The organism is Streptomyces sp. NPDC029169, assembly GCF_055563935.1.
The window spans coordinates 38,964-58,229 of record NZ_JBVHXA010000007.1; the positions used below are offsets into that span (position 1 = coordinate 38,964).

At 73.3% G+C, this 19,266-nt stretch carries 16 protein-coding genes; 8 read left to right on the plus strand and 8 right to left on the minus strand.

Translation table 11 applies throughout. The features are described from left to right. Positions 1-27 precede the first annotated feature (27 nt). Both ACZ4VI_RS15215 and ACZ4VI_RS15220 read left to right on the plus strand, forming a co-directional pair. On the plus strand, positions 28-444 hold the full coding sequence (locus ACZ4VI_RS15215; protein WP_467999681.1) for a pyridoxamine 5'-phosphate oxidase family protein: 417 nt from the start codon (positions 28-30) through the stop codon (positions 442-444). A gap of 15 nt (positions 445-459) precedes the next feature. Then, entirely contained in the window at positions 460-1,527 is a 1,068-nt protein-coding gene (locus ACZ4VI_RS15220) for a phosphotransferase (RefSeq protein ID WP_467999682.1), read from the plus strand. A gap of 40 nt (positions 1,528-1,567) precedes the next feature. Here ACZ4VI_RS15220 and ACZ4VI_RS15225 read toward each other — a convergent pair whose 3' ends face one another. Next, the gene (locus tag ACZ4VI_RS15225) at positions 1,568-3,169 is read right to left on the minus strand and encodes a protein kinase domain-containing protein (protein WP_467999683.1); all 1,602 of its coding nucleotides are present in this window, start codon (positions 3,167-3,169) and stop codon (positions 1,568-1,570) included. A gap of 269 nt (positions 3,170-3,438) precedes the next feature. Here ACZ4VI_RS15225 and ACZ4VI_RS15230 point away from each other — a divergent pair, with 269 nt between their 5' ends. The 6 genes from ACZ4VI_RS15230 (at position 3,439) to ACZ4VI_RS15255 (ending at position 11,090) form a co-directional block, all read left to right on the plus strand. Then, a complete protein-coding gene (locus ACZ4VI_RS15230; protein WP_467999684.1) occupies positions 3,439-5,064 on the plus strand; it encodes a protein kinase domain-containing protein in 1,626 nt (541 codons plus the stop codon). 114 nt (positions 5,065-5,178) lie between these two features. Continuing rightward, complete coding sequence (locus ACZ4VI_RS15235; RefSeq protein WP_467999685.1) at positions 5,179-5,922, plus strand: hypothetical protein; 744 nt, start codon at positions 5,179-5,181, stop codon at positions 5,920-5,922. 105 nt (positions 5,923-6,027) lie between these two features. Then, positions 6,028-6,678 carry a PadR family transcriptional regulator gene (locus tag ACZ4VI_RS15240; RefSeq protein ID WP_467999686.1) on the plus strand — a complete coding sequence of 217 codons (651 nt, stop codon included), beginning with the start codon at positions 6,028-6,030 and terminating at the stop codon, positions 6,676-6,678. A gap of 158 nt (positions 6,679-6,836) precedes the next feature. Further along, positions 6,837-7,571 (plus strand): ABC transporter ATP-binding protein, encoded by a 735-nt coding sequence (locus tag ACZ4VI_RS15245; protein ID WP_467999687.1) that lies wholly within the window; start codon positions 6,837-6,839, stop codon positions 7,569-7,571. Further along, a complete protein-coding gene (locus tag ACZ4VI_RS15250) occupies positions 7,568-10,435 on the plus strand; it encodes an ABC transporter permease (protein WP_467999688.1) in 2,868 nt (955 codons plus the stop codon). The genes ACZ4VI_RS15245 and ACZ4VI_RS15250 overlap by 4 nt, the downstream gene beginning before the upstream one ends. A gap of 106 nt (positions 10,436-10,541) precedes the next feature. Then, positions 10,542-11,090 carry a bacterial proteasome activator family protein gene (locus ACZ4VI_RS15255; RefSeq protein ID WP_467999689.1) on the plus strand — a complete coding sequence of 183 codons (549 nt, stop codon included), beginning with the start codon at positions 10,542-10,544 and terminating at the stop codon, positions 11,088-11,090. Positions 11,091-11,155: 65 nt separating this feature from the next. On the opposite strand, the gene ACZ4VI_RS15260 is transcribed toward ACZ4VI_RS15255, so the two are convergent. The 7 genes from ACZ4VI_RS15260 to pdhA all read right to left on the minus strand — a co-directional run bounded on the left by ACZ4VI_RS15260 (position 11,156) and on the right by pdhA (position 19,229). Next, a complete protein-coding gene (locus ACZ4VI_RS15260; RefSeq protein ID WP_467999690.1) occupies positions 11,156-12,145 on the minus strand; it encodes an NAD(P)H-quinone oxidoreductase in 990 nt (329 codons plus the stop codon). Between the two features lie 10 nt (positions 12,146-12,155). Continuing rightward, the gene (locus tag ACZ4VI_RS15265) at positions 12,156-13,214 is read right to left on the minus strand and encodes a potassium channel family protein (protein WP_467999975.1); all 1,059 of its coding nucleotides are present in this window, start codon (positions 13,212-13,214) and stop codon (positions 12,156-12,158) included. A 20-nt stretch (positions 13,215-13,234) separates the two neighbouring features. Then, on the minus strand, positions 13,235-14,746 hold the full coding sequence (locus ACZ4VI_RS15270) for a molybdopterin molybdotransferase MoeA (protein ID WP_467999691.1): 1,512 nt from the start codon (positions 14,744-14,746) through the stop codon (positions 13,235-13,237). Next, a complete protein-coding gene (locus tag ACZ4VI_RS15275) occupies positions 14,743-15,606 on the minus strand; it encodes an NTP transferase domain-containing protein (RefSeq protein WP_467999692.1) in 864 nt (287 codons plus the stop codon). The genes ACZ4VI_RS15270 and ACZ4VI_RS15275 overlap by 4 nt, the downstream gene beginning before the upstream one ends. Positions 15,607-15,706: 100 nt before the next feature. After that, entirely contained in the window at positions 15,707-17,047 is a 1,341-nt protein-coding gene (locus ACZ4VI_RS15280) for a dihydrolipoamide acetyltransferase family protein (RefSeq protein WP_467999693.1), read from the minus strand. Beyond that, positions 17,047-18,066 carry an alpha-ketoacid dehydrogenase subunit beta gene (locus ACZ4VI_RS15285; protein ID WP_467999694.1) on the minus strand — a complete coding sequence of 340 codons (1,020 nt, stop codon included), beginning with the start codon at positions 18,064-18,066 and terminating at the stop codon, positions 17,047-17,049. The genes ACZ4VI_RS15280 and ACZ4VI_RS15285 overlap by 1 nt, the downstream gene beginning before the upstream one ends. Continuing rightward, positions 18,066-19,229, minus strand: coding sequence for a pyruvate dehydrogenase (acetyl-transferring) E1 component subunit alpha (gene pdhA, locus ACZ4VI_RS15290; protein WP_467999695.1), 1,164 nt, complete (start codon positions 19,227-19,229; stop codon positions 18,066-18,068). Before pdhA ends, ACZ4VI_RS15285 begins: the two co-directional genes overlap by 1 nt. Positions 19,230-19,266: the final 37 nt, after the last annotated feature.

Here is a 19,266-nt window from a genome sequence, read left to right on the forward strand (position 1 = left end):
ACCTGCCGGTGGCGGAGAGTGGAAGCCATGTCCACCGAGGAGAACCGCGCCATCGAGCTGCTGAACCGTGTCTCGTACGGCCGGGTGGCGACGAGCATGCGCGCGATGCCGTTCGTCGCCCCGGCCCGGCACATCGTGGACGACGGGCGCGTCCTGATCCGGATGCACCGCGGCCTCGGGTATCACCGGGCCTGCGCCGGCAGCGTCGTCGCCTACGGCGCGGACAACTTCGACTCCGGCGCCGAGAACCTCTGGTCCGTGCAGTTCACCGGCACCGCGGAGGTCTTCGAGCCCACCGCGGAACAGCTGGCCGCCTTCGGCCGCGCACCGCAGCTCGTCGACGGCGAGCCCTTCGAGGCGATCTACCTGCGCATCGAGCCCCAATTCGTCACCGTGCACCAGCTCGACTACACCACCGAGCGACCTCTCGGGCACGTAGCGTGATCTAACATCTGCGGAGTGCCGCGCTCATCTGAAACGCTCGCTCCGCCCGTCGGCGCCCTCACGCCCGCTCCGCGCTCATCTGAAACGCTCGCCCCGCCCGTCGGCGCCCTGCTGCGCCGCTACCGCGAGGCCGGCGAGCCGCTCTCCTGCGAACCCGTCACCCAGGGCCTCCTCAACCGCGGCTACCGCCTCGCCACCACCCGCGGCGCCTACTTCCTCAAGCAGCACCTCGACGCCCCGACCGCCGACCGGGACACGATCAGCCGCCAGCACCGCGCCACCCAGCGCCTGCACGCCCTCGGCCTGCCCGTCGCCCCGCCGCTCGCCGACTCCGCCGGCCGCACGGTCGCCGTGATCGGCGGCCGCTGCTACGCCCTCCACCCCTGGATCGACGGCCGCCACCGCGACGGCGCCCAGCTCTCCACCGGGGGTTCGCGGCGCCTCGGCGCACTCCTCGGGCACGTCCACACCAGCCTGGAGCAGGTGATGGAGTCCCCGCCGCCCGGCGAAGGCCACGACAACGCCCGCCCGGAGGACACCCTCCGCGTCATCGACGAGCTCCTCCGCCTCGCCCGCGCCCACCGCCCCCGCACCGGCTTCGACGCGCTCGCCGAGCACCGGCTGCTCGAACGGCGCGTCCTGCTCGCCGAGCACGCCCACCGCCGTCCGCCGCGCGCCAGCTCGGCCGGCTGGGTGCACGGCGACTTCCACCCGCTGAACCTGCTCTACCGGGGCGCCGAGCCGGCCGCGATCGTCGACTGGGACCGCCTCGGCGTCCAGCCCCGGGCGGAGGAGGCCGTCAGGGCCGCCGCCATCTTCTTCGTACGGCCGCGGGGCGAGCTGGCGCTGGAGAAGGTACGGGCGTACGCGCGGGCCTACCGGCGGGCGGCGGGCGCGGACGGGGCGGAGCTGGCGTCGGCGGTGCACCGGGTGTGGTGGGAGCGGCTCAACGACTTCTGGATACTGCGCTGGCGCTACCAGCTGCACGACCGAAGGGCCGACCCGCAGTTCCCCGCGGCGTCGGCCCTGGCGGTGTGGTGGACCCGCGAGTACGAGGCGGTACGCGACGCGTTCGCGGGGTGACGGGTCCCTGAGACGTCAGCCTGAGAGTCAGCCTGAGAGGTCAGGGGGTGGAGCCGGGGCCGGTCGGCTGACCGCCGTTGCCCTGCACCGCGCCGCCGTTCGTCGTCGGGTCCGTGGGCTCGCCGGTCGGGGTGCCGGTCGGCTCGTCCGTCGGCTCGCCCGTGTTGCCCCCGTCGTCCGAACCGTCGTCCGTGGGGTCCGTCGACGGGGTGGTCGGCGGGGTCGTCTGCGGAGTGGTCGGCGGATGGGTGGACGGCGTGTACGACGGCGTCCAGGGCTGCTGATGACCGCCCGTCGACGTGTCCGGCTCCTGGCTCTCCGTGCTCGGCTCCTCCGACGGCGTCGGCGACTCCGACGACGGGGTCGGCGAGTCGGTGACCACCGGAGTCGTCGGCTTCTCGCCCTTGCTGTCGGCCTTGTCGAGCGCGTACACGACACCCGCCACGATCGCGATCATCGCGAGCGCCAGGAACAGCAGCACCTTGCCGCGACCGCCCTTGCCGCCGCCCTGGGATCCGTAGCCGCCGCCCTGGCCGTGACCGCCGTAACCGCCGTGCCCGCCGCCGTCGTAACCGCCGTCGTCCGGGTTCATCGGCGGCAGGATCGGGCGCTGCGCGGTCTCGTGGTGCATCGGGTGCCCCATCGCCGCCGTCGCCGCGACGCCGCCGACAGGGGTGTGACCGCCCTCGTGCACCTCCACCGGGCCGGTGTTCCACGCGCCGGTGTGACCGCCCGCCTGCTGGAGCATCTGCAGGCCGTACTGGATCAGCCCGCGCATCTCCTCGGCGCTCTGGAACCGGTCGTCCGGGTCCTTCGCCAGCGAGCGCATCACCAGACCGTCGAGCTCCGGCGGCGCGTCCTGCGCGACGTCGGACGGCGGAACCGGGGCGTCCTGCACATGCTGGTAGACCACCGAGAGCGGGGTCTCGCCGGTGAACGGGGGCCGCAGCGCAAGGAGTTCGTACAGCAGACAGCCGGTGGCGTACAGGTCCGAGCGGTGGTCCACGGCCTTGCCGAGGGCCTGTTCGGGGGAGAGGTACTGCGGCGTGCCCATGACCATGCCGGTCTGGGTCATCGTCGACTGCGCGCCGTGCAGGGCGCGCGCGATGCCGAAGTCCATCACCTTCACCGCGCCGGTGTGCGTGATGATGACGTTCGCGGGCTTGATGTCCCGGTGCACGATGCCGTGCTGGTGCGAGTACGCGAGCGCCTCGAGCACGCCCGAGACGATGATCAGGGCCTGCTCGGGACCGGGCGCCTCGGCGCTGATCAGCAGGTCGCGGATGGTGCGGCCCTCGACGAGCTCCATCACGATGTACGGCACGGACTGGCCGCCGACGACGTCCTCGCCGGAGTCGTAGACCGCCACGATCGCGTGGTGGTTGAGGCCGGCGACCGACTGGGCCTCGCGCGTGAAGCGGGCCTTGGAGACCGGGTCCTCGGCGAGGTCGGAGCGGAGCAGCTTGACGGCGACGGTGCGTCCCAGGCGGACGTCCTCGGCGGCGAACACCTCGGCCATGCCGCCGCGTCCGAGACGGTGCGTCAGCCGGTACCGTCCGTCACCGACCACACCGCCGAGGCCCCAGGACTCCGCGGCGGCGCCCGACAGGCCGCCGCCGCCTGCTTCGGATTCGGGTGCCATCAGTCCTCGCCGCCATCTGTCTGTGGTGTGGTGCCGTACCGCCGTCACGCTACAGGCTTCGTCCGACATCGCTGTCCGAGTGGACCGGCCATCCAACCCCCTGCGCGTACACCGGAGCAAATTCCGGCCGGTTCGTGTAACGCTTCCGAGACTCTTCTTGCGCGGAGGGTCACGGAACGGGCACCCGGCTTGACGTGTCGGTGCCCTGGGGCAGACTTGGCCAGGAAATTCCGGATCAGCGCCGCCACGCGCGCGTAGGGGGAGCACGAATGAGCCAGGACGGCGCACAGGGCCGCTATGCGGGCGGTTCGGTCGCGAACGGCCGGTACCAGCTTCACGACCTGCTCGGCGAGGGCGGCATGGCCTCCGTCTACCTGGCGTACGACAGCGCGCTCGACCGGCAGGTCGCCATCAAAACCCTGCACACGGAACTCGGCCGGGAACAGTCGTTCCGCGAGCGGTTCCGGCGCGAGGCGCAGGCGGTCGCGAAGCTTTCGCACACGAACATCGTCTCGGTCTTCGACACCGGCGAGGACACCCTCGACGGCGCCGTCATGCCGTACATCGTCATGGAGTACGTGGAGGGGCAGCCGCTCGGTTCGGTACTGGCCGCCGATGTACGGCAGTTCGGCGCGATGCCGGCCGACAAGGCGCTGAAGGTGACCGCCGATGTGCTGGCCGCCCTGGACACCAGCCACGAAATGGGCCTGGTCCACCGGGACATCAAGCCCGGCAACGTGATGATGACCAAGCGCGGCATCGTCAAGGTGATGGACTTCGGCATCGCGCGCGCCATGCAGTCCGGTGTCACGTCGATGACGCAGACGGGCATGGTCGTCGGCACGCCGCAGTACCTCTCCCCCGAACAGGCCCTCGGCCGCGCGGTGGACGCCCGCTCCGACCTGTACTCGGTCGGCATCATGCTGTTCCAGCTCCTCACCGGCCGACTGCCGTTCGACGCGGACTCGGCGCTGGCCATCGCGTACGCACACGTCCAGGAGGAGCCGGTCGCACCGTCCTCCGTCAACCGCTCGGTGACACCGGCGATGGACGCGCTCGTCGCCCGCGCGCTGAAGAAGAACCCGAACGAGCGTTTCCCGAGCGCCGCCGCGATGCAGGACGAGTGCCTGCGGGTGCTCTCGGCCGGGCAGACGGGCGCGCCGGTGATCGTGGCGGGCGGTCCGGTCAGCAGCGGTGCGGGCGTGGGCTCGGCGGTCTTCCCGCCGGTCGGCCAGACCCCGCCACCCTCGACGCACGGTGTCCAGCAGCCGTACCAGCAGCCGACGCCGCAGCCGGGTCCGTACGGCCCGCCGACGCCCGCCCCCTCCTACGGGTACCCGCAGCAGGCGCAGACCCCGCCGCCTGCCCCGGTGTACCAGACGCCGACCCCCGGGCCGTACCAGATGTCGCCGCAGGCGACCCAGGCTCCGGTGGGCGGCGGATCCGGCGGGTCCCGGCGGAACATGCCGGTGATCGTGGGGGCGGCCGTCGTCGCCCTGATCGCGATCGGCGGTGTGATCACCGCGATCAGCCTCAACAAGGACGACCCGGGGAAGAACGCGGGCGAGGACCCGAGCCAGAGCCAGTCGGCCGCGCCCGGGCACAAGGGTCCGGACCTGTCCAAGACCATCGACGTGAAGAAGTGCACGGAGCCGAGGGAGTCGAGCGACGACCCCTCGAAGTTCGAGATCCCCGACTTCACGTACAAGAACATCGAGTCGGTCAAGGCCTGCATCCAGGCGGCGGGCTGGAAGCTCAAGAAGCAGACCCCGGTGGACGAGGCGACGTACGGCCAGGGCACGGTGCTCAGCCAGTACCCGCCGGCCGGTGAGGACGCGTCGAAGGACGACGCCGAGTTCACCCTGGAGATCTCGACGGGCGACCCCGGGCAGTAAGTCGGCCGCCGCCCCGGTTGTCATCCGCGCGCGGGCGCCCGGATGCCGGAAGTGTCCCGACATGTGACGCTGAGTTGGACACCTCGGCGGCTCGGTACGGGAGGGGGTCACCCGGTGACTCCAGGACTCCGCGGCGCGCGGACACGGGCCCTGCGGTGGCGGGCGCTCGGCCCCGTGGCCGCGTGCTGGCTGGCGGCGGGCGGCGTACCGGCGTACGGGTACGAGCGGCTGCCGGAGGCATACGGGTACGGGCGGCCCACCCCCGTACACGCGACGACGGCTCCGTCGAGGGGCGCGCCGTCGGCGCCGTCGAGAAGCGCCCTCTCGGCGTCCTCCGCGGCCTCGACGAGCGGCGACCCGGTCATCCCCGGCGCGTCCGGCCCTCCCGCCGCAGCGCCACGCGCCTCGTCCTCCGCCTCGTCCTCCGCCTCGCCCTCCGCTTCGTCCGCTGCGTCGGAGCCCTCGGCGTCGGAGGCTCCCGGTCCTCCCCGCCCGTCCGGCTCTCTGGCCGGGCGTCCGGCCGGTGAGGGGCGCGAGCGGCCCGGGCGGCCCGCCTCGCCCGCGAAGCCGAGCGGCACGAGCGAGGAGGCGGACCCGTCTCGTACCAAAACAGCAACAGCCGAGGAGCCGCCCGAGGAGGCGGAGGAGGCGGACGAGATCCTCGAAGCGGTACCGGAGTCGGAGGCCACGCCCTCCGGACCATCGCCCGCCACGCTGCCCGCCGCGGCGCCCCGGCTCGGCTCCCGGACCGCCGCCACGGCCACTGACCGGCAGATTCCCGTCCTCACGCTGGGCGCGGGGCTCGCGCTGATGGGTCTCGGCATCGGTTTTCTCGGCGTCCGGATGCGGCGCCGCTGAGCGCCTCGTCCCCCGCACGACCCCGCGTGTCCCCCTTGAGACGGACGCGGAGGCTCCGCCTCAGGTCGCTTGTCGGCGACGACATACTCGGTATACATACTGAGTATGTCGATCCGTCACGGGCTTCTCGCCCTCCTCGAACGCGGGCCCCGCTACGGCTCGCAGCTCCGTACGGAGTTCGAGTCCCGCACGGGCTCCACCTGGCCCCTCAACGTGGGCCAGGTCTACACGACCCTCAGCCGCCTCGAACGGGACGGGATGGTCGCCCAGAGCGGCGAGGACGAGGCCGGCCACGCGCTCTACGCGATCACCGACAGCGGCCGCGACGAGCTCAGGGCCTGGTTCGAGAAGCCGGTGGACCGCACCAGCCCCGCCCGCGACGAGCTCGCCATCAAGCTCGCCATGGCCGTCGGGGCGCCCGGCGTCGACATCCGCGCCGTCATCCAGTCCCAGCGCCGCCACACGGTGAAGGCGATGCAGGACTACACCCGGCTCAAGGCCCAGGCGCTCGCCGCGCTCGAGAGCGGCCAGTCCCGGGAACGCGACGACGTGGCCTGGCTCCTCGTCCTGGAGCAGCTGATCTTCCAGACCGAGGCCGAGGCCCGCTGGCTGGACCACTGCGAGGCCCGGCTGATCCGGCTCTCGACGTCCGCCACGTCCGCCGCCGGGGCGGGGGACCCACGGCCTCCCGGGACCGCCGCGTCCCCGTCCGCGCCGCCGTCCGCCGAGGCCACGCGCCCGGCCCGGCTGCGCTGACCCGCGGCCCCACCCACCCGCGGCCCCACCCACCCGCGGCCCCACAGACCCGCATCCCCACAGACCCGCACCACCTCTCCGAACCGCTCCGTACGACCTCTCCAAACCGCTCCGTACGCGCACGCCACCCGCGTCCGTACGCCCAAGGGGGACCCTTCATGTCCACAGCGCACTCCGTGCTGCAACTCCAGAACCTGACCCGCGTCCACGGCTCCGGCGCCACCGAGGTGCACGCCCTGCGCGGGATCGACCTCGACGTCTTCCCCGGTGAACTCGTCGCCGTCATGGGCCCGTCCGGCTCCGGCAAGTCCACGCTCCTCACCATCGCCGGCGGCCTCGACACCCCCACCTCCGGCCGGGTGATCGTCGAGAACACCGACATCACCACCGCGGGCCGCAAGGCCCTCGCGGCCCTGCGCCGCCGCAGCATCGGTTACGTCTTCCAGGACTACAACCTCATCCCCGCCCTCACCGCCGCCGAGAACGTCGCCCTGCCCCGCGAGCTGGACGGCACCTCCGCCCGCAAGGCGCGTGGCGAGGCCCTGGCCGCCCTGGAGGAGATGGAGCTCGGCCACCTCGCCGACCGCTTCCCCGACGAGATGTCCGGCGGCCAGCAGCAGCGCGTGGCCATCGCCCGCGCCCTCGTCGGCGACCGGCGCCTCGTCCTCGCCGACGAGCCCACCGGCGCCCTGGACTCCGAGACCGGCGAGTCCGTCCTCGCCCTGCTGCGCTCCCGGTGCGACGCCGGGGCCGCGGGCGTGCTCGTCACCCACGAGCCGCGGTTCGCCGCCTGGGCCGACCGCGTCGTCTTCCTGCGGGACGGCGCCGTCGTCGACCAGACCGTGCGCAGCGAGGCCGACTCGCTCCTGACCGGCCAGGCGGCCGAGCGGTGAACAACTGGCTCCACTCCTGGCGCGCCGCGATCCGCATCGCCCGCCGCGACGCCTGGCGTTCCAAGGGACGCAGCTTCCTCGTCCTCGCCATGATCGCCCTGCCGATCCTGGGCGTGAGCGCCGCCGATCTGACCCTGCGCAGCTCCGAGCTCTCCACAGAGGAGAGCCTGAGCCGGAGGATAGGCGCCGCCGACGCCCGGTTCACCGACGCCTCCGTGAACGGCGTGCCGATCTTCCAGGATCCGAGCGGCGACATGAACACGCCCGTCGAGGACTACGAGGACAAGCCCTGGCCGAGCGGTCCGACCGATGTCACCAAGACCTTCCCGGCCGGCTCGACCGTCCTCACGGACAGCTCCGGCAGCGCCAAGCTGACCACGGCCCACGGGCTGCTCCAGAGCGAGGTACGTGAGCTGAAGGCCGCGGACCCGATGGCCCGGGGCATCATGACCCTCCAGGAGGGCCGCTTCCCGCAGAAGCCCGACGAGCTCGCCGCGACCACGCACTTCCTGGAGACCAGCGGGCTGACCATCGGCTCCACGCTCACCGCGCGCGGCGACGTGCGGACGTACCGGATCGTCGGCTCGTACGAGCTCCCCGACGAGCTGAAGGCCGACCAGGTCAACGCCCTGCCGGGCGCCTTCCTCGCCCCGTACGCCAAGGTGGTCGAGAAGTCCGGGCTGAGCGGTACCGATTCCTCCACGACGTACCTGGTGAAGGCCGCCGGTGGTTTCACGTGGAACACCGTCCAGCAGATCAACACCAAGGGCGTGGCCGTCACCTCGCGTGCCGTCCTCCTGAACCCGCCCGCCAAGGCCGACGTCCCGCTCTACCAGAAGGAGGGCTGGGGCGGTTACGACGCCAGCCCGGGCGCCCGGGCCGCCGAGCTCGCCGCCGCCGGCACGGTCGTCGGTCTCGCAATGCTGGAGATCTGCCTCCTGGCCGGGCCCGCGTTCGCCGTCGGCGCGCGCCGCTCCCGCCGCCAGCTCGGCCTCGTCGGCGCCAACGGCGGCGACCGCCACCACATCCGCGCGATCGTGCTGAGCGGTGGACTTGTCATCGGCGTCGCCGCGGCCGTCACCGGCACCGTCCTCGCCCTGATCCTGACCTTCGCGCTGCAGCCCCTCCTTGAAGATGCCATGGGCCAGCGGTTCGGTGCCTTCGACATCCGGCCGCTGGAACTGCTCGCCATCGGGCTGATCGCCGTGCTCACCGGCCTGCTCGCCGCGATCGTCCCGGCCGTCACCGCGTCCCGGCAGACCGTCCTGGCCTCCCTCACCGGCCGTCGCGGCGTCCGCCGCAGCAGCCGCGTGCTGCCGCTGGTCGGCCTCGGCGCCCTGCTCCTGGGCGGCGCGATCGCGCTCTACGGATCGGTGATCTCGGACCAGTTCGTCATCGTCGCGGGCGGCAGCGCCATCGCCGAACTGGGCGTGGTCGCCATGACGCCCGCCCTGGTGGGGCTCTTCGGCCGCACCGGTCGCTGGCTGCCGCTCTCGCCGCGCCTCGCCCTGCGGGACGCGGTGCGCAACCGGGGCCGTACGGCACCCGCCGTCGCCGCCGTGCTCGCCGCGGTCGCCGGAACGGTCGCCATCGCCACCTTCTCGGCCAGCCGCGAGGCCCAGGACGAGGCCGGGTACCGGGCGACACTGCCGCACGGCGCGGTCTCCGCGCTCGTCATGGAGGAAGGCGGCCGGGACGTCCCGGCCGTGCGCGACGCCGTGCAGCGGCTGCTGCCCGTCGACACCCGCGCGGACGTCCACCGCATCCAGATCGGCAAGCCGGGCTGCGAACCGTACAGCGACCGGTCCGGCTGCGGTCGCTTCGAGGTCGTCGTCCCGAAGGCCAACGAGTGCCCGCTGTGGGCCTCCGAGAACGGCGAGGACCCCGCCGAGAAGTTCTCCAAGGAGCAGCGGCGCAAGCTCGCCGAGGACTGGCGCTGCAAGGAGAGCAGCGGCGGGGACCTGGGTGGTGGCGCCTATGTCGAGGGCGGCCTGCTGGTCGGTGACGCCTCGCTCCTGAAGGTCCTCGGGATCAAGGACGCGGGCGCCGAGCAGGCCCTCGCCGAAGGGAAGGTCGTAACCTTCGCCAAGGCGCCCGTCGACGCGACCGGCAAGATCGGCCTCAAGCTGATCACCGACGGCAAGAAGGCCGCCGAGGCGGAGATGGAGGGCAAGCCGGCCCCCGGCGAGATCAAGGCCCTGCCCGCCCACCTGGTGACCGGCGAGCAGAACGCGTACGGCGTGCGGGCGCTCCTCACCCCGGCCGCCGCCAAGGCCGCCGGCCTCACCACGGTGCCGCTCGGCTCGTTCTTCACCACCGACACGATGCCCAGCGCCGAGCAGCGCCAGAAGCTCGACGGGGAACTCGCCAAGATCGGCAGCAATGTCGGGCTCTACCTGGAGGAAGGATTCGTCAGCGACACCAGCATCGTGCTCCTCGCGCTGACCGTCTTCGCCGGCCTCGTCACCATCGGCGCCGCGGGCATCGCCACGGGCCTCGCGCAGGCCGACGCCGAGGCCGACCTCAAGACGCTGTCCGCCGTCGGCGCGCCCCCGCGGGTCCGTCGCACACTCAGCGGCTTCCAGTGCGGGGTGGTCGCCGCGATGGGCGTGATCCTCGGATCGGCGGCCGGTGTGCTCCCGGCGGTCGGACTGCGGCTCACCGAGGAGCGCGAGCAGCTGCGCTTCTATCAGGAGGCCCTGGATCAGGGCTGGAGTGTCGAGCCGACCGCTCCGTACGTCCCGATCGTCGTCCCCTGGGAGACGCTCGCGGCGCTCCTGGTCGCCGTACCGCTCGGCGCGGCGCTCCTCGCGGCGCTGGTCACCCGCTCGCGCGGAGCCCTGGCCCGCCGCGAAGCGGCCTGATCCGACCTGACCGGCCCGTTGCCGTCCTGTGCCCCCGGAGAAGGGTGGATCACCCTCCTCCGGGGGCACACCGTGTGGTGAGGCACGTGTGCGAGAGAATGGCGGCATGGAGATGCCGAGGAATGAACGGTCGCAGGAGAAGACTCCCCAGGTCCTCATCGTGGGACAGGACGGGATGGCACTCGGCGGCACTCAGGGTGACGACGAATCCCGCGAGGTCCCGGTGACGGAAATGGTCGAGCAGCCTGCGAAGGTCATGCGGATCGGCAGCATGATCAAGCAGCTGCTGGAGGAAGTACGCGCGGCACCTCTCGACGAGGCCAGCCGGGTCAGGCTCAAGGAGATCCACCACAGCTCGGTGAAGGAGCTGGAGGACGGGCTCGCGCCCGAGCTGGTCGAGGAACTGGAGCGGCTCTCCCTGCCGTTCACCGACGAGGCGATCCCCTCCGAGGCGGAACTGCGGATCGCGCAGGCCCAGTTGGTGGGCTGGCTCGAAGGCCTCTTCCACGGCATCCAGACGGCGCTGTTCGCCCAGCAGATGGCGGCCCGCGCCCAACTGGAGCAGATGCGCCGGGCGTTGCCTCCGGGTGCGCCGACCGACGATGACGACGAGGGCGGGCGCGGGCACGCGATCCGCTCGGGCCCGTACCTGTAGGCCTTCGGCGTCGTACGAGGGCCCGGCACACCATGGGTGTGCCGGGCCCTTTCGGGTGTGCGGGGTCAGGCTGCCGACGGGGCCAGCAGCAGGACCTTGCCGACGTGGGTCCCCGAGTCCAGGGCCCGGTGCGCCTCGGCGGCGTCCGCCATGGCCACCGTACGGTCGACGACGGCGCGTACCGTGCCGGAGTCGATCAGCGGCCAGACGTGCTCGCGCACCGCGGCGACGATGGCTGTCTTCTCGTGCAGCGGGCGGGCACGCAGCGTGGTTCCCGTGATCGCGGCACGCTTGCGGAGCAGCGCCCCGAGGTTCAACTCGCCCTTCACCCCGCCCTGCAGGCCGATGACGGCCAGCCGGCCGTTGACCGCGAGGGCCTTCACATTGCGTTCCAGGTACTTCGCTCCGACGATGTCGAGGATCACGTCCGCGCCGGCGCCGTCCGTGGCCTTGCCCAGCTCCTCGACGAAGTCCTGCTCGCGGTAGTCGATCAGGATGTCCGCGCCCAGCTCGGCGCAGCGCGCCAGCTTCTCCGGCCCGCCGGCGGTGACCGCGACCTTCGCGCCGACCGCCTTGGCGAGCTGGATCGCCATCGTGCCGATGCCGCTGGCGCCGCCGTGCACCAACAGCGTCTCGCCGGGCCGCAGATGGGCGACCATGAAGACGTTCGACCAGACCGTGCAAGTCGCCTCGGGCAGCGCCGCGGCCGTCACGAGGTCCACCCCCTCCGGTACCGGCAGCAGCTGGCCGACCGGCACGACGACCTTCTCCGCGTAACCGCCGCCCACAAGGAGTGCGCACACCTCGTCCCCGACCGACCAGCCGGAGACGCCCGGGCCCAGCGCGGCGATCCGGCCCGAGCATTCGAGACCGGGGTACGGAGACGTGCCCGGCGGAGGGTCGTAGAAGCCCTGGCGCTGGAGCAGATCGGCACGGTTGACGGCGCTCGCCACCACCTCGACGAGGACCTCGCCCTCGGCGGGCACGGGATCGGGCACCTCGGCCCAGACGAGGGCTTCGGGACCACCGGGTTCCGGAATCGTGATCGCATGCATGGCGGCGAGGCTACTCGGGAGGTGTCGTGAGCGGGGTGACGGGCACCGCGCGCACGATCGTGATCACCCGGTCCGTCAACTGCAGCGGGCTGGCGGCCGGATCGTCGTAACCGAGCAGCCGGTGCCCGCGCAACACGCTGACCACCAGGTCCTCGGTCTCCCGCACGCTCTTGCCCGCCTCGGCCTTGGTGACCGGCCGCTCCACCAGATCGAGGCCCGTGCCCTGCTGGATCAGGTCCTCCATCAGCTTGCCGGCGCTGGGGCTGAGCACGGAGAGCCCGAGCAGCCGGCCGGCCGCGCTGGCGCTGGTGATGACGGCGTCCGCGCCGGACTGGCGCAGCAGCGGCGCGTTCTCCTCCTCGCGCACGGCGGCGACGATCTTCGCGCCCTTGTTGAGCTGGCGGGCGGTGAGCGCCACCAGGACGGCGGTGTCGTCGCGCTGGGTGGCGATGATGATCTGACGGGCCTTCTGCACCTCGGCGCGGAGGAGCACATCGCTGCGGGTCGCGTCGCCGATCACCCCGACGAAACCGTCCGCGCTCGCCGTCTCGATGACCTTGCTGGACGGGTCGACGATGACGATCTGGTCCTTCGGCAGCCCCGTCGCGCAGAGCGTCTGGATCGCCGAGCGGCCCTTGGTGCCGAAGCCGACGACGACGGTGTGGTCGCGCAAGGTGGACCTCCAGCGGTTCAGCCGCCACTCCTCCCGGGTCCGTTCGGTGAGGACCTCGAGAGTGGTGCCGACCAGGATGATCAGAAAGAGCACGCGCAGTGGCGTGATCACCAGGATGTTGATGAGCCGCGCCGGGTCGCTAGACGGGACGATGTCGCCGTACCCCGTGGTGGAGAGGGTGACGGTCGCGTAGTAGGCGCAGTCGAGGAAGTCGAGGGTCCCGTTGGCGCTGTCGTGATAGCCGTCGCGATCGGCGTAGACGATGAGCGTCGTCAGGGCCAGCACACCGAGGGCCATCAACAACCGCTTCGTCACCTGCCGCAGGGGCTTCTGGACGACGCGACGCGGCATCCGGATCCGGGAGGGGGACGCCTTCTCCTCCGCCTGACGGGCCATGACGTCACGGCTGGGAAGTTTCACGTGAAACACCCTCCGTCCGCGCTGCCGGCCCGTTCCGTCCCGAGGCCGCCCGGCCAGGGGAGGTCGAGGATCTCCAGCGCGTCGCCCGGGCGGGCGCCGCCGGGCGGGACGACGGCCATTCCGTCCGCCGCCGCGATTCCACGGAGCATCGCGGGGCCGTGGTAGCGCAGCGGTACGACCTGGTCGCCGCGGTGGACGACCGGGACGAGCCGGGTGTCGAACGGATGGCCTTGCACCTCGTCGCCGAGGGGCACCTGGTACGGCGGCGGGAGCGGGGCGCCCGCGAGGGCGCGGAGCAGCGGCTCGGCCAGGGTGAGCAGGCCCGAGACGGCGGCGAGCGGGTTGCCGGGCAGCCCGACCAGATGCCGGCCCGCGTCGAGGCGCGCGAGCAGCATGGGATGGCCGGGGCGGACCTTCACCCCGTCGACGAGGAGGGTGGCGCCCACCTTGGCGAGCACGGGGTGGACATGGTCGACGGGGCCCGCGGCCGTGCCACCGGTGGTGATCACCAGGTCGGCGGGGGAGCCGGTGAGGGCCGCCGCCAGGGCGTCGGCGTCGTCGCCGATCCGGCGGGTGGCGAGCACCTCGGCGCCGAGCGCGTTCAGCCACGGGCCGAGCATGGGGCCGAGGGCGTCCCGGATCAGCCCGTCGTGGGGGAGTCCGGAGGTCAGGAGCTCGTCGCCGAGGACGAGGACCTCCACCCGGGGGCGGTCCAGGGTCGGCAGCTCGTCGTACCCGGCCGCGGCGGCGAGGCCGAGGACGGCGGGGGTCACCCGCGTCCCGGCGGGCAGCAGCCGGTCGCCGGCGCGGCATTCCTGGCCCCGGGGGCGGATGTCCTGGCCGGGCACGACCTCGCGCCGGGCATGCAGATGGCCGGCGTCGGTGCGGGCGTGCTCGCTGCGGATGACTGCCGTCGTCTCGGGCGGCACGCGGGCTCCGGTGGCGATCCGTACGGCGGTGCCGTCGGCCAGCGGGGAGGCGGGGGCATGGCCGGCGAGGACGGCCTCCTCCGTACGGATCTCCCAGGGGCCGGGCCCGGCGACCGCCCAGCCGTCCATGGCCGAGGTGTCGAAGGACGGCAGATCGGTGAGCGCGCGGAGCGGTTCGGCGAGCACATGGCCCATCGCCCGTCCGAGAGGCGTACGAAGGGACTCGCGCGCCGCCCCGACGGCAGCCCCGGCGCGGGCAGCCACGGCCCGCGCGGCGGGCCAGGGGGTGGCGCGATGGGGTTCGGCGGACCGCGGCTTCGCGCCGCCTCGCGGCGGGGCGACGAGGGCGATGACCTCGTCCACACCGTCGTCGTCGGGGCGGGGGGCGGGGCTGGGGGTCGGGCCGGGGCTTGGGCCGGGGACGGGCCCAGGGCCGGTGGCCTGGCCGGTGACGGTGTCGGGGCCGGGGCCCGGGCTGGTGACGGTGTCGGGGCCGGGGCCCGGGCTGGTGCCGGTGTCGCTGCCGACACCGGTGTCGGTGTCGGCCCCGGCCTCGGCTGCGCGCTCCTGCGGGGTCATCCGGCCTCGTCCCGCTCCGCCTCGGCGGCCCAGCGGTTGGCGAGGGCGGCGGCCTTGCGGGCGGCCTCCGCGACCGCCTCGGGCCCGCCGTCGGCACCGGCCGCCTGCGCCGCCGCGTACCCGACCAGGAACGTGGTCAGCGGCGCGGCGGGGCGCGCGACCCCATGGGCGGCGTCCCGGGCCAGATCGAGGAGCACGCCGGTGTCGACGTCGATCTCGATGCCCAGTTCGTCCTTGACTGCGGTGATCCATTCGTCCAGCACGTTCCCATGCTCCCTGATCCGGGCCCGGGCCGCGGCGATGTCCTCCCAGGTGTCGCAGTCGAAGGAGGCGAGGGGCTCCGCGGCGACCCGGACGACGCGGAGTTCCTTGGTGAGCAGACGCAGCGGGAGGCCGGAGAGGGTGCCGTGGGCGTCGGCGACAAGAGCCAGCTCACGGCGGAGGGCCTCGGTGCGGTAGGCGGCGACGAGCGGCTGGTCCCGGCCCTCGGCGTCGACCAGGAGGGCCGCATCGGCCTCGGGCGCGGCGGCCAGGGCGTCCAGGAGCCGGCGGCCGGTCCCTTCGTCGAGGAACGGCAGGTCGGCGGAGAGGACGAGCACCGCACCGGCCCCGGCCTCGCGCACCCCGGCGTCGAGGGCGGCCAGCGGTCCCCCGCCGGGCGGCTCCTCCCTGGCCCACACCACGGGGCGCACGGTCTCCCGCCGCCCACCGACGACCACGGTGCGCCCGGCACCCCGGCAGCCGGCGAGCACCCGGTCGAGGAGCGCCCGCCCGCCGACCCGCACCGCGGGCTTGTCCACGCCGCCGAGCCGCTTGGCGGCTCCACCGGCGAGCACGATGGCGTCATACGAGGTCGTCACCCCAGCAGTATGGTCCGCCGTCGCACGGTACGACCCCGAAGATCCCCGCCGTCTCACGTACGAAGACACCGGGCGGGCCCAGACGGCGGCCCGCCCGGGGTCAGAGCGTGCGGAGCAGGACCGTGGGGTGTTCGACGCAGTCCGCGACGTAGCGGAGGAAGCCGCCCGCCGTGCCTCCGTCGCAGACCCGGTGATCGAAGGTCAGCGACAGCTGGACGACCTTGCGGACCGCCAGTTCGCCCTCGTGGACCCACGGCTTGGGGATGATCCGGCCCACCCCGAGCATCGCCGCCTCCGGGTGGTTGATGATCGGCGTGGAGCCGTCGACCCCGAACACCCCGTAGTTGTTCAGCGTGAACGTCCCACCGGTCAGGTCCGCCGGCGTCAGCGTCCCCTTCCGCGCGGACTCCGTCAGCCGCGCGAACTCCTCCGTCAGCGATTCCGCCGTCCGCGTGCCCGCGTCCCGGACCACCGGGACGACCAGACCGCGCTCGGTCTGCGCCGCGAACCCGAGGTGCACGGACGGCAGCCGCACGATCTCCCTGGCCGCCATGTCCACCGTGGAGTTGAGCTCCGGATAGCGGGCGAGCGCATGGGTGCAGATCCGGGCGAGCAGCGCCAGCAGCGAGATCTTCGGCCCGCCCGCCGCGTTCATCGCGGCCCGCGCCGCCATGAGCTCCGTCGCATCGGCGTCCACCCAGCAGGTCGCGTCCGGGATCTCCGTACGGCTGCGCGAGAGCTTGTCGGCGACGGCGCCCCGCACTCCGCGCAGCGGCACACGCTCGCCGGCAGCGACGACGGCCGAGGGCGTCGTCGGGGCGGCGGCCGGAGCCGGACGTACAGCGGCGGCCGTCTCGGCGGCGGCCAGGGCCGACTCCACGTCGGCGCGCAGGATCAGCCCCGCCGGGCCGGACCCCCGCACCTCCCGCAGATCCAGCCCCTTGTCCCGGGCGAGCTTCCGCACGAGCGGCGAGATCACCGGCACCGGTCCTTCAGGGGCCACAGGCTCCTGCGCGACCGGAGCGGCCGGAGCCGCCACAGGAGCCGCCGACGCCGCCGGGCTCTCGCGGCGCACCCGGCGGCGCCTGGCCGCCGGTCCCGCCGTGCCGTACCCGACGAGCACGTTGCCGGAGCCCTCCGAGGAATCGGCCGACTCGGCGTTCGCGGCAGCGGGCACTGCCGCGGACGGATCCGCTCCCCCCACCGCGACGGTCAGCAGCGGCGCGCCGACCGGCAGTTCCGTGCCCTCCTCGCCGAAGCGGGCGGTCACCACACCCCCGTAGGGGCACGGCACCTCCACCATCGCCTTGGCGGTCTCCACCTCGACGACCGGCTGGTCGATGGCGACGACGTCGCCCACGTTCACCAGCCAGCGCACGATCTCCGCCTCGGTGAGCCCCTCGCCGAGGTCGGGCAGCTTGAACTCGAGCACCTGGGCCATCAGTTCCCCGCCTCCCACTGGAGCCGCGCCACCGCGTCGAGCACGCGGTCCACGCCCGGCAGGTGGTGCCGCTCCAGCATCGGCGGCGGATAGGGGATGTCGAACCCGGCGACCCGCAGGACCGGCGCCTCCAGGTGGTGGAAGCAGCGCTCGGTCACCCGCGCGGCGATCTCCCCGCCCGGCCCGCCGAACCCGGCCGACTCGTGCACCACGATCGCCCGCCCGGTGCGCCGCACCGACGCGCAGACCGTCTCGTCGTCGAACGGCACCAGCGAGCGCAGATCGACCACCTCCAGGTCCCAGCCCTCGGCCTGAGCGGCCTCCGCCGCCTCCAGACAGACCGGCACGGACGGCCCGTACGTGATCAGCGTCGCGCTGCGGCCGCTGCGCCGCACCACGGCCCTGCCGATCGGCTCCACCGCCGCCGGCGCCTCGGGCGACCAGTCGGACTTCGACCAGTACAGCCGCTTGGGCTCCAGGAAGACGACCGGGTCGTCGGAGGCGATCGCCGCCCGCAGCAGCCCGTACGCGTCCTCGACCGTGGCCGGGGTGACGACATGGAGCCCCGGCGTCGCCATGTAGTACGCCTCGGAGGAGTCGCTGTGGTGCTCCACGCCGCCGATCCCGCCGCCGTACGGCACCCGGATCACCAGCGGCATCGGCATCGCGCCCCGCGTGCGGTTCCGCATCCGGGACACATGGCTGATCAGCTGCTCGAACGCCGGGTAGGCGAAGGCGTCGAACTGCATCTCGACGACCGGCCGCAGCCCATACATCGCCATGCCGACGGCCGTGCCGAGGATGCCGGCCTCGGCCAGCGGGGTGTCCGTACAGCGGTCCTCGCCGAACTCCTTGGCAAGGCCGTCCGTGACCCGGAAGACACCGCCGAGCGTGCCGACGTCCTCGCCCATCACATGGACGGTCGGGTCCTCGGCCATCGCGTCCCGCATCGCCCGCTGAAGGGCCTGCGCCATGGTGGCGGGCTTGGCCGCGGTCTTGGCGGGGGCCTTGGTCGTCATCACGCCTCGCTCTCGGCGTCGAGCTCGGCGCGCAGCTGCGCCGCCTGCTCGCGCAACTGCGCCGTCTGCTCCGCGTAGACGTGCGCGAACAGGTCCATCGGGTCGAGCACCGGGTCGGCGTTCATCCGCTCGCGCAGCGCCGCCGCCATCGTCTCGGCGGCCTCGGCCGCCGCCCGCTTCCCGTCCTCGTCGAGCACGCCGCGCTCCGTCAGCTCCCGCTCCAGGATCAGGATCGGGTCGTGCGCCCGCCAGGTCTCGACCTCGCTGTCCCCGCGGTAGCGGGTCGCGTCGTCGGCGTTGGTGTGAGCGTCGATGCGGTACGTGACGGCCTCGACCAGCGTCGGTCCGCCGCCGCGCCGCGCGCGTGCCACGGCCTCGGTCAGCACCTGGTGGACGGCGACCGCGTCGTTGCCGTCGACGAGCCGGCCCGGCATGCCGTACCCGACGGCCTTGTGGGCCAGCGAGGGGGCCGCGGTCTGCTTGGCGAGCGGCACGGAGATCGCGAAGCCGTTGTTCTGCACCAGGAAGACCACTGGGGCCTGCCAGACGGCCGCGAAGTTCAGCGCCTCGTGGAAGTCGCCCTCGCTGGTGCCGCCGTCGCCGACCATGGCGAGCGCGACCACGTCGTCGCCCTTGAGCCGGGCCGCGTGGGCCAGTCCCACCGCGTGCGGCAGCTGGGTGGCGAGCGGGGTGCTCAGCGGCGCTATGCGGTGCTCACGCGGGTCGTAGCCGGTGTGCCAGTCGCCTCGCAGCAGCGTCAGCGCCTGGACCGGGTCCAGGCCGCGGGCGACGGCCGCGAGGGTGTCGCGGTACGAGGGGAAGAGCCAGTCCCGGTCCTCCAGGGCCAGCGCGGCCGCGACCTCGCAGGCCTCCTGGCCGGTCGTCGACGGGTACACGGCCAGCCGGCCCTGCTTGGTGAGCGCCGTGGCCTGCGCGTTGTACCGACGGCCGCGCACCAGCTCCGCGTAGAGCCGCCGCAGCAGCTCGGGGTCGGTGTGGGCGACCGCGTCCGTGCCGAGGACACGGAACGGCTCGGCGTCGGGCAGCAGCGGGGCCGGGTCCGTGCGCGGCTTCCACGCCGGGGGCGGGGTGGGCCGGTAGGCAGGGGCAGCGGCACCGGGCGGCTCTTGGACTGTCGAACTGCGCTGTTGCAACGAGTCCACCTCCTCGTGGGAGCGGGCATAAGACCCGAAGGCGGGT

Bases quoted from the DNA above. Each gene is read 5' to 3' on its own strand.
- ACZ4VI_RS15285 (WP_467999694.1), bottom strand. From the start codon at position 18,066: ATGACGACCAAGGCCCCCGCCAAGACCGCGGCCAAGCCCGCCACCATG.
- ACZ4VI_RS15255 (WP_467999689.1), top strand. From the start codon at position 10,542: ATGGAGATGCCGAGGAATGAACGGTCGCAGGAGAAGACTCCCCAGGTC.
- ACZ4VI_RS15260 (WP_467999690.1), bottom strand. From the start codon at position 12,145: ATGCATGCGATCACGATTCCGGAACCCGGTGGTCCCGAAGCCCTCGTC.
- ACZ4VI_RS15240 (WP_467999686.1), top strand. From the start codon at position 6,028: ATGTCGATCCGTCACGGGCTTCTCGCCCTCCTCGAACGCGGGCCCCGC.
- ACZ4VI_RS15270 (WP_467999691.1), bottom strand. From the start codon at position 14,746: ATGACCCCGCAGGAGCGCGCAGCCGAGGCCGGGGCCGACACCGACACC.
- ACZ4VI_RS15245 (WP_467999687.1), top strand. From the start codon at position 6,837: ATGTCCACAGCGCACTCCGTGCTGCAACTCCAGAACCTGACCCGCGTC.
- ACZ4VI_RS15230 (WP_467999684.1), top strand. From the start codon at position 3,439: ATGAGCCAGGACGGCGCACAGGGCCGCTATGCGGGCGGTTCGGTCGCG.
- ACZ4VI_RS15225 (WP_467999683.1), bottom strand. From the start codon at position 3,169: ATGGCACCCGAATCCGAAGCAGGCGGCGGCGGCCTGTCGGGCGCCGCC.
- ACZ4VI_RS15215 (WP_467999681.1), top strand. From the start codon at position 28: ATGTCCACCGAGGAGAACCGCGCCATCGAGCTGCTGAACCGTGTCTCG.
- ACZ4VI_RS15265 (WP_467999975.1), bottom strand. From the start codon at position 13,214: ATGGCCCGTCAGGCGGAGGAGAAGGCGTCCCCCTCCCGGATCCGGATG.
- ACZ4VI_RS15280 (WP_467999693.1), bottom strand. From the start codon at position 17,047: ATGGCCCAGGTGCTCGAGTTCAAGCTGCCCGACCTCGGCGAGGGGCTC.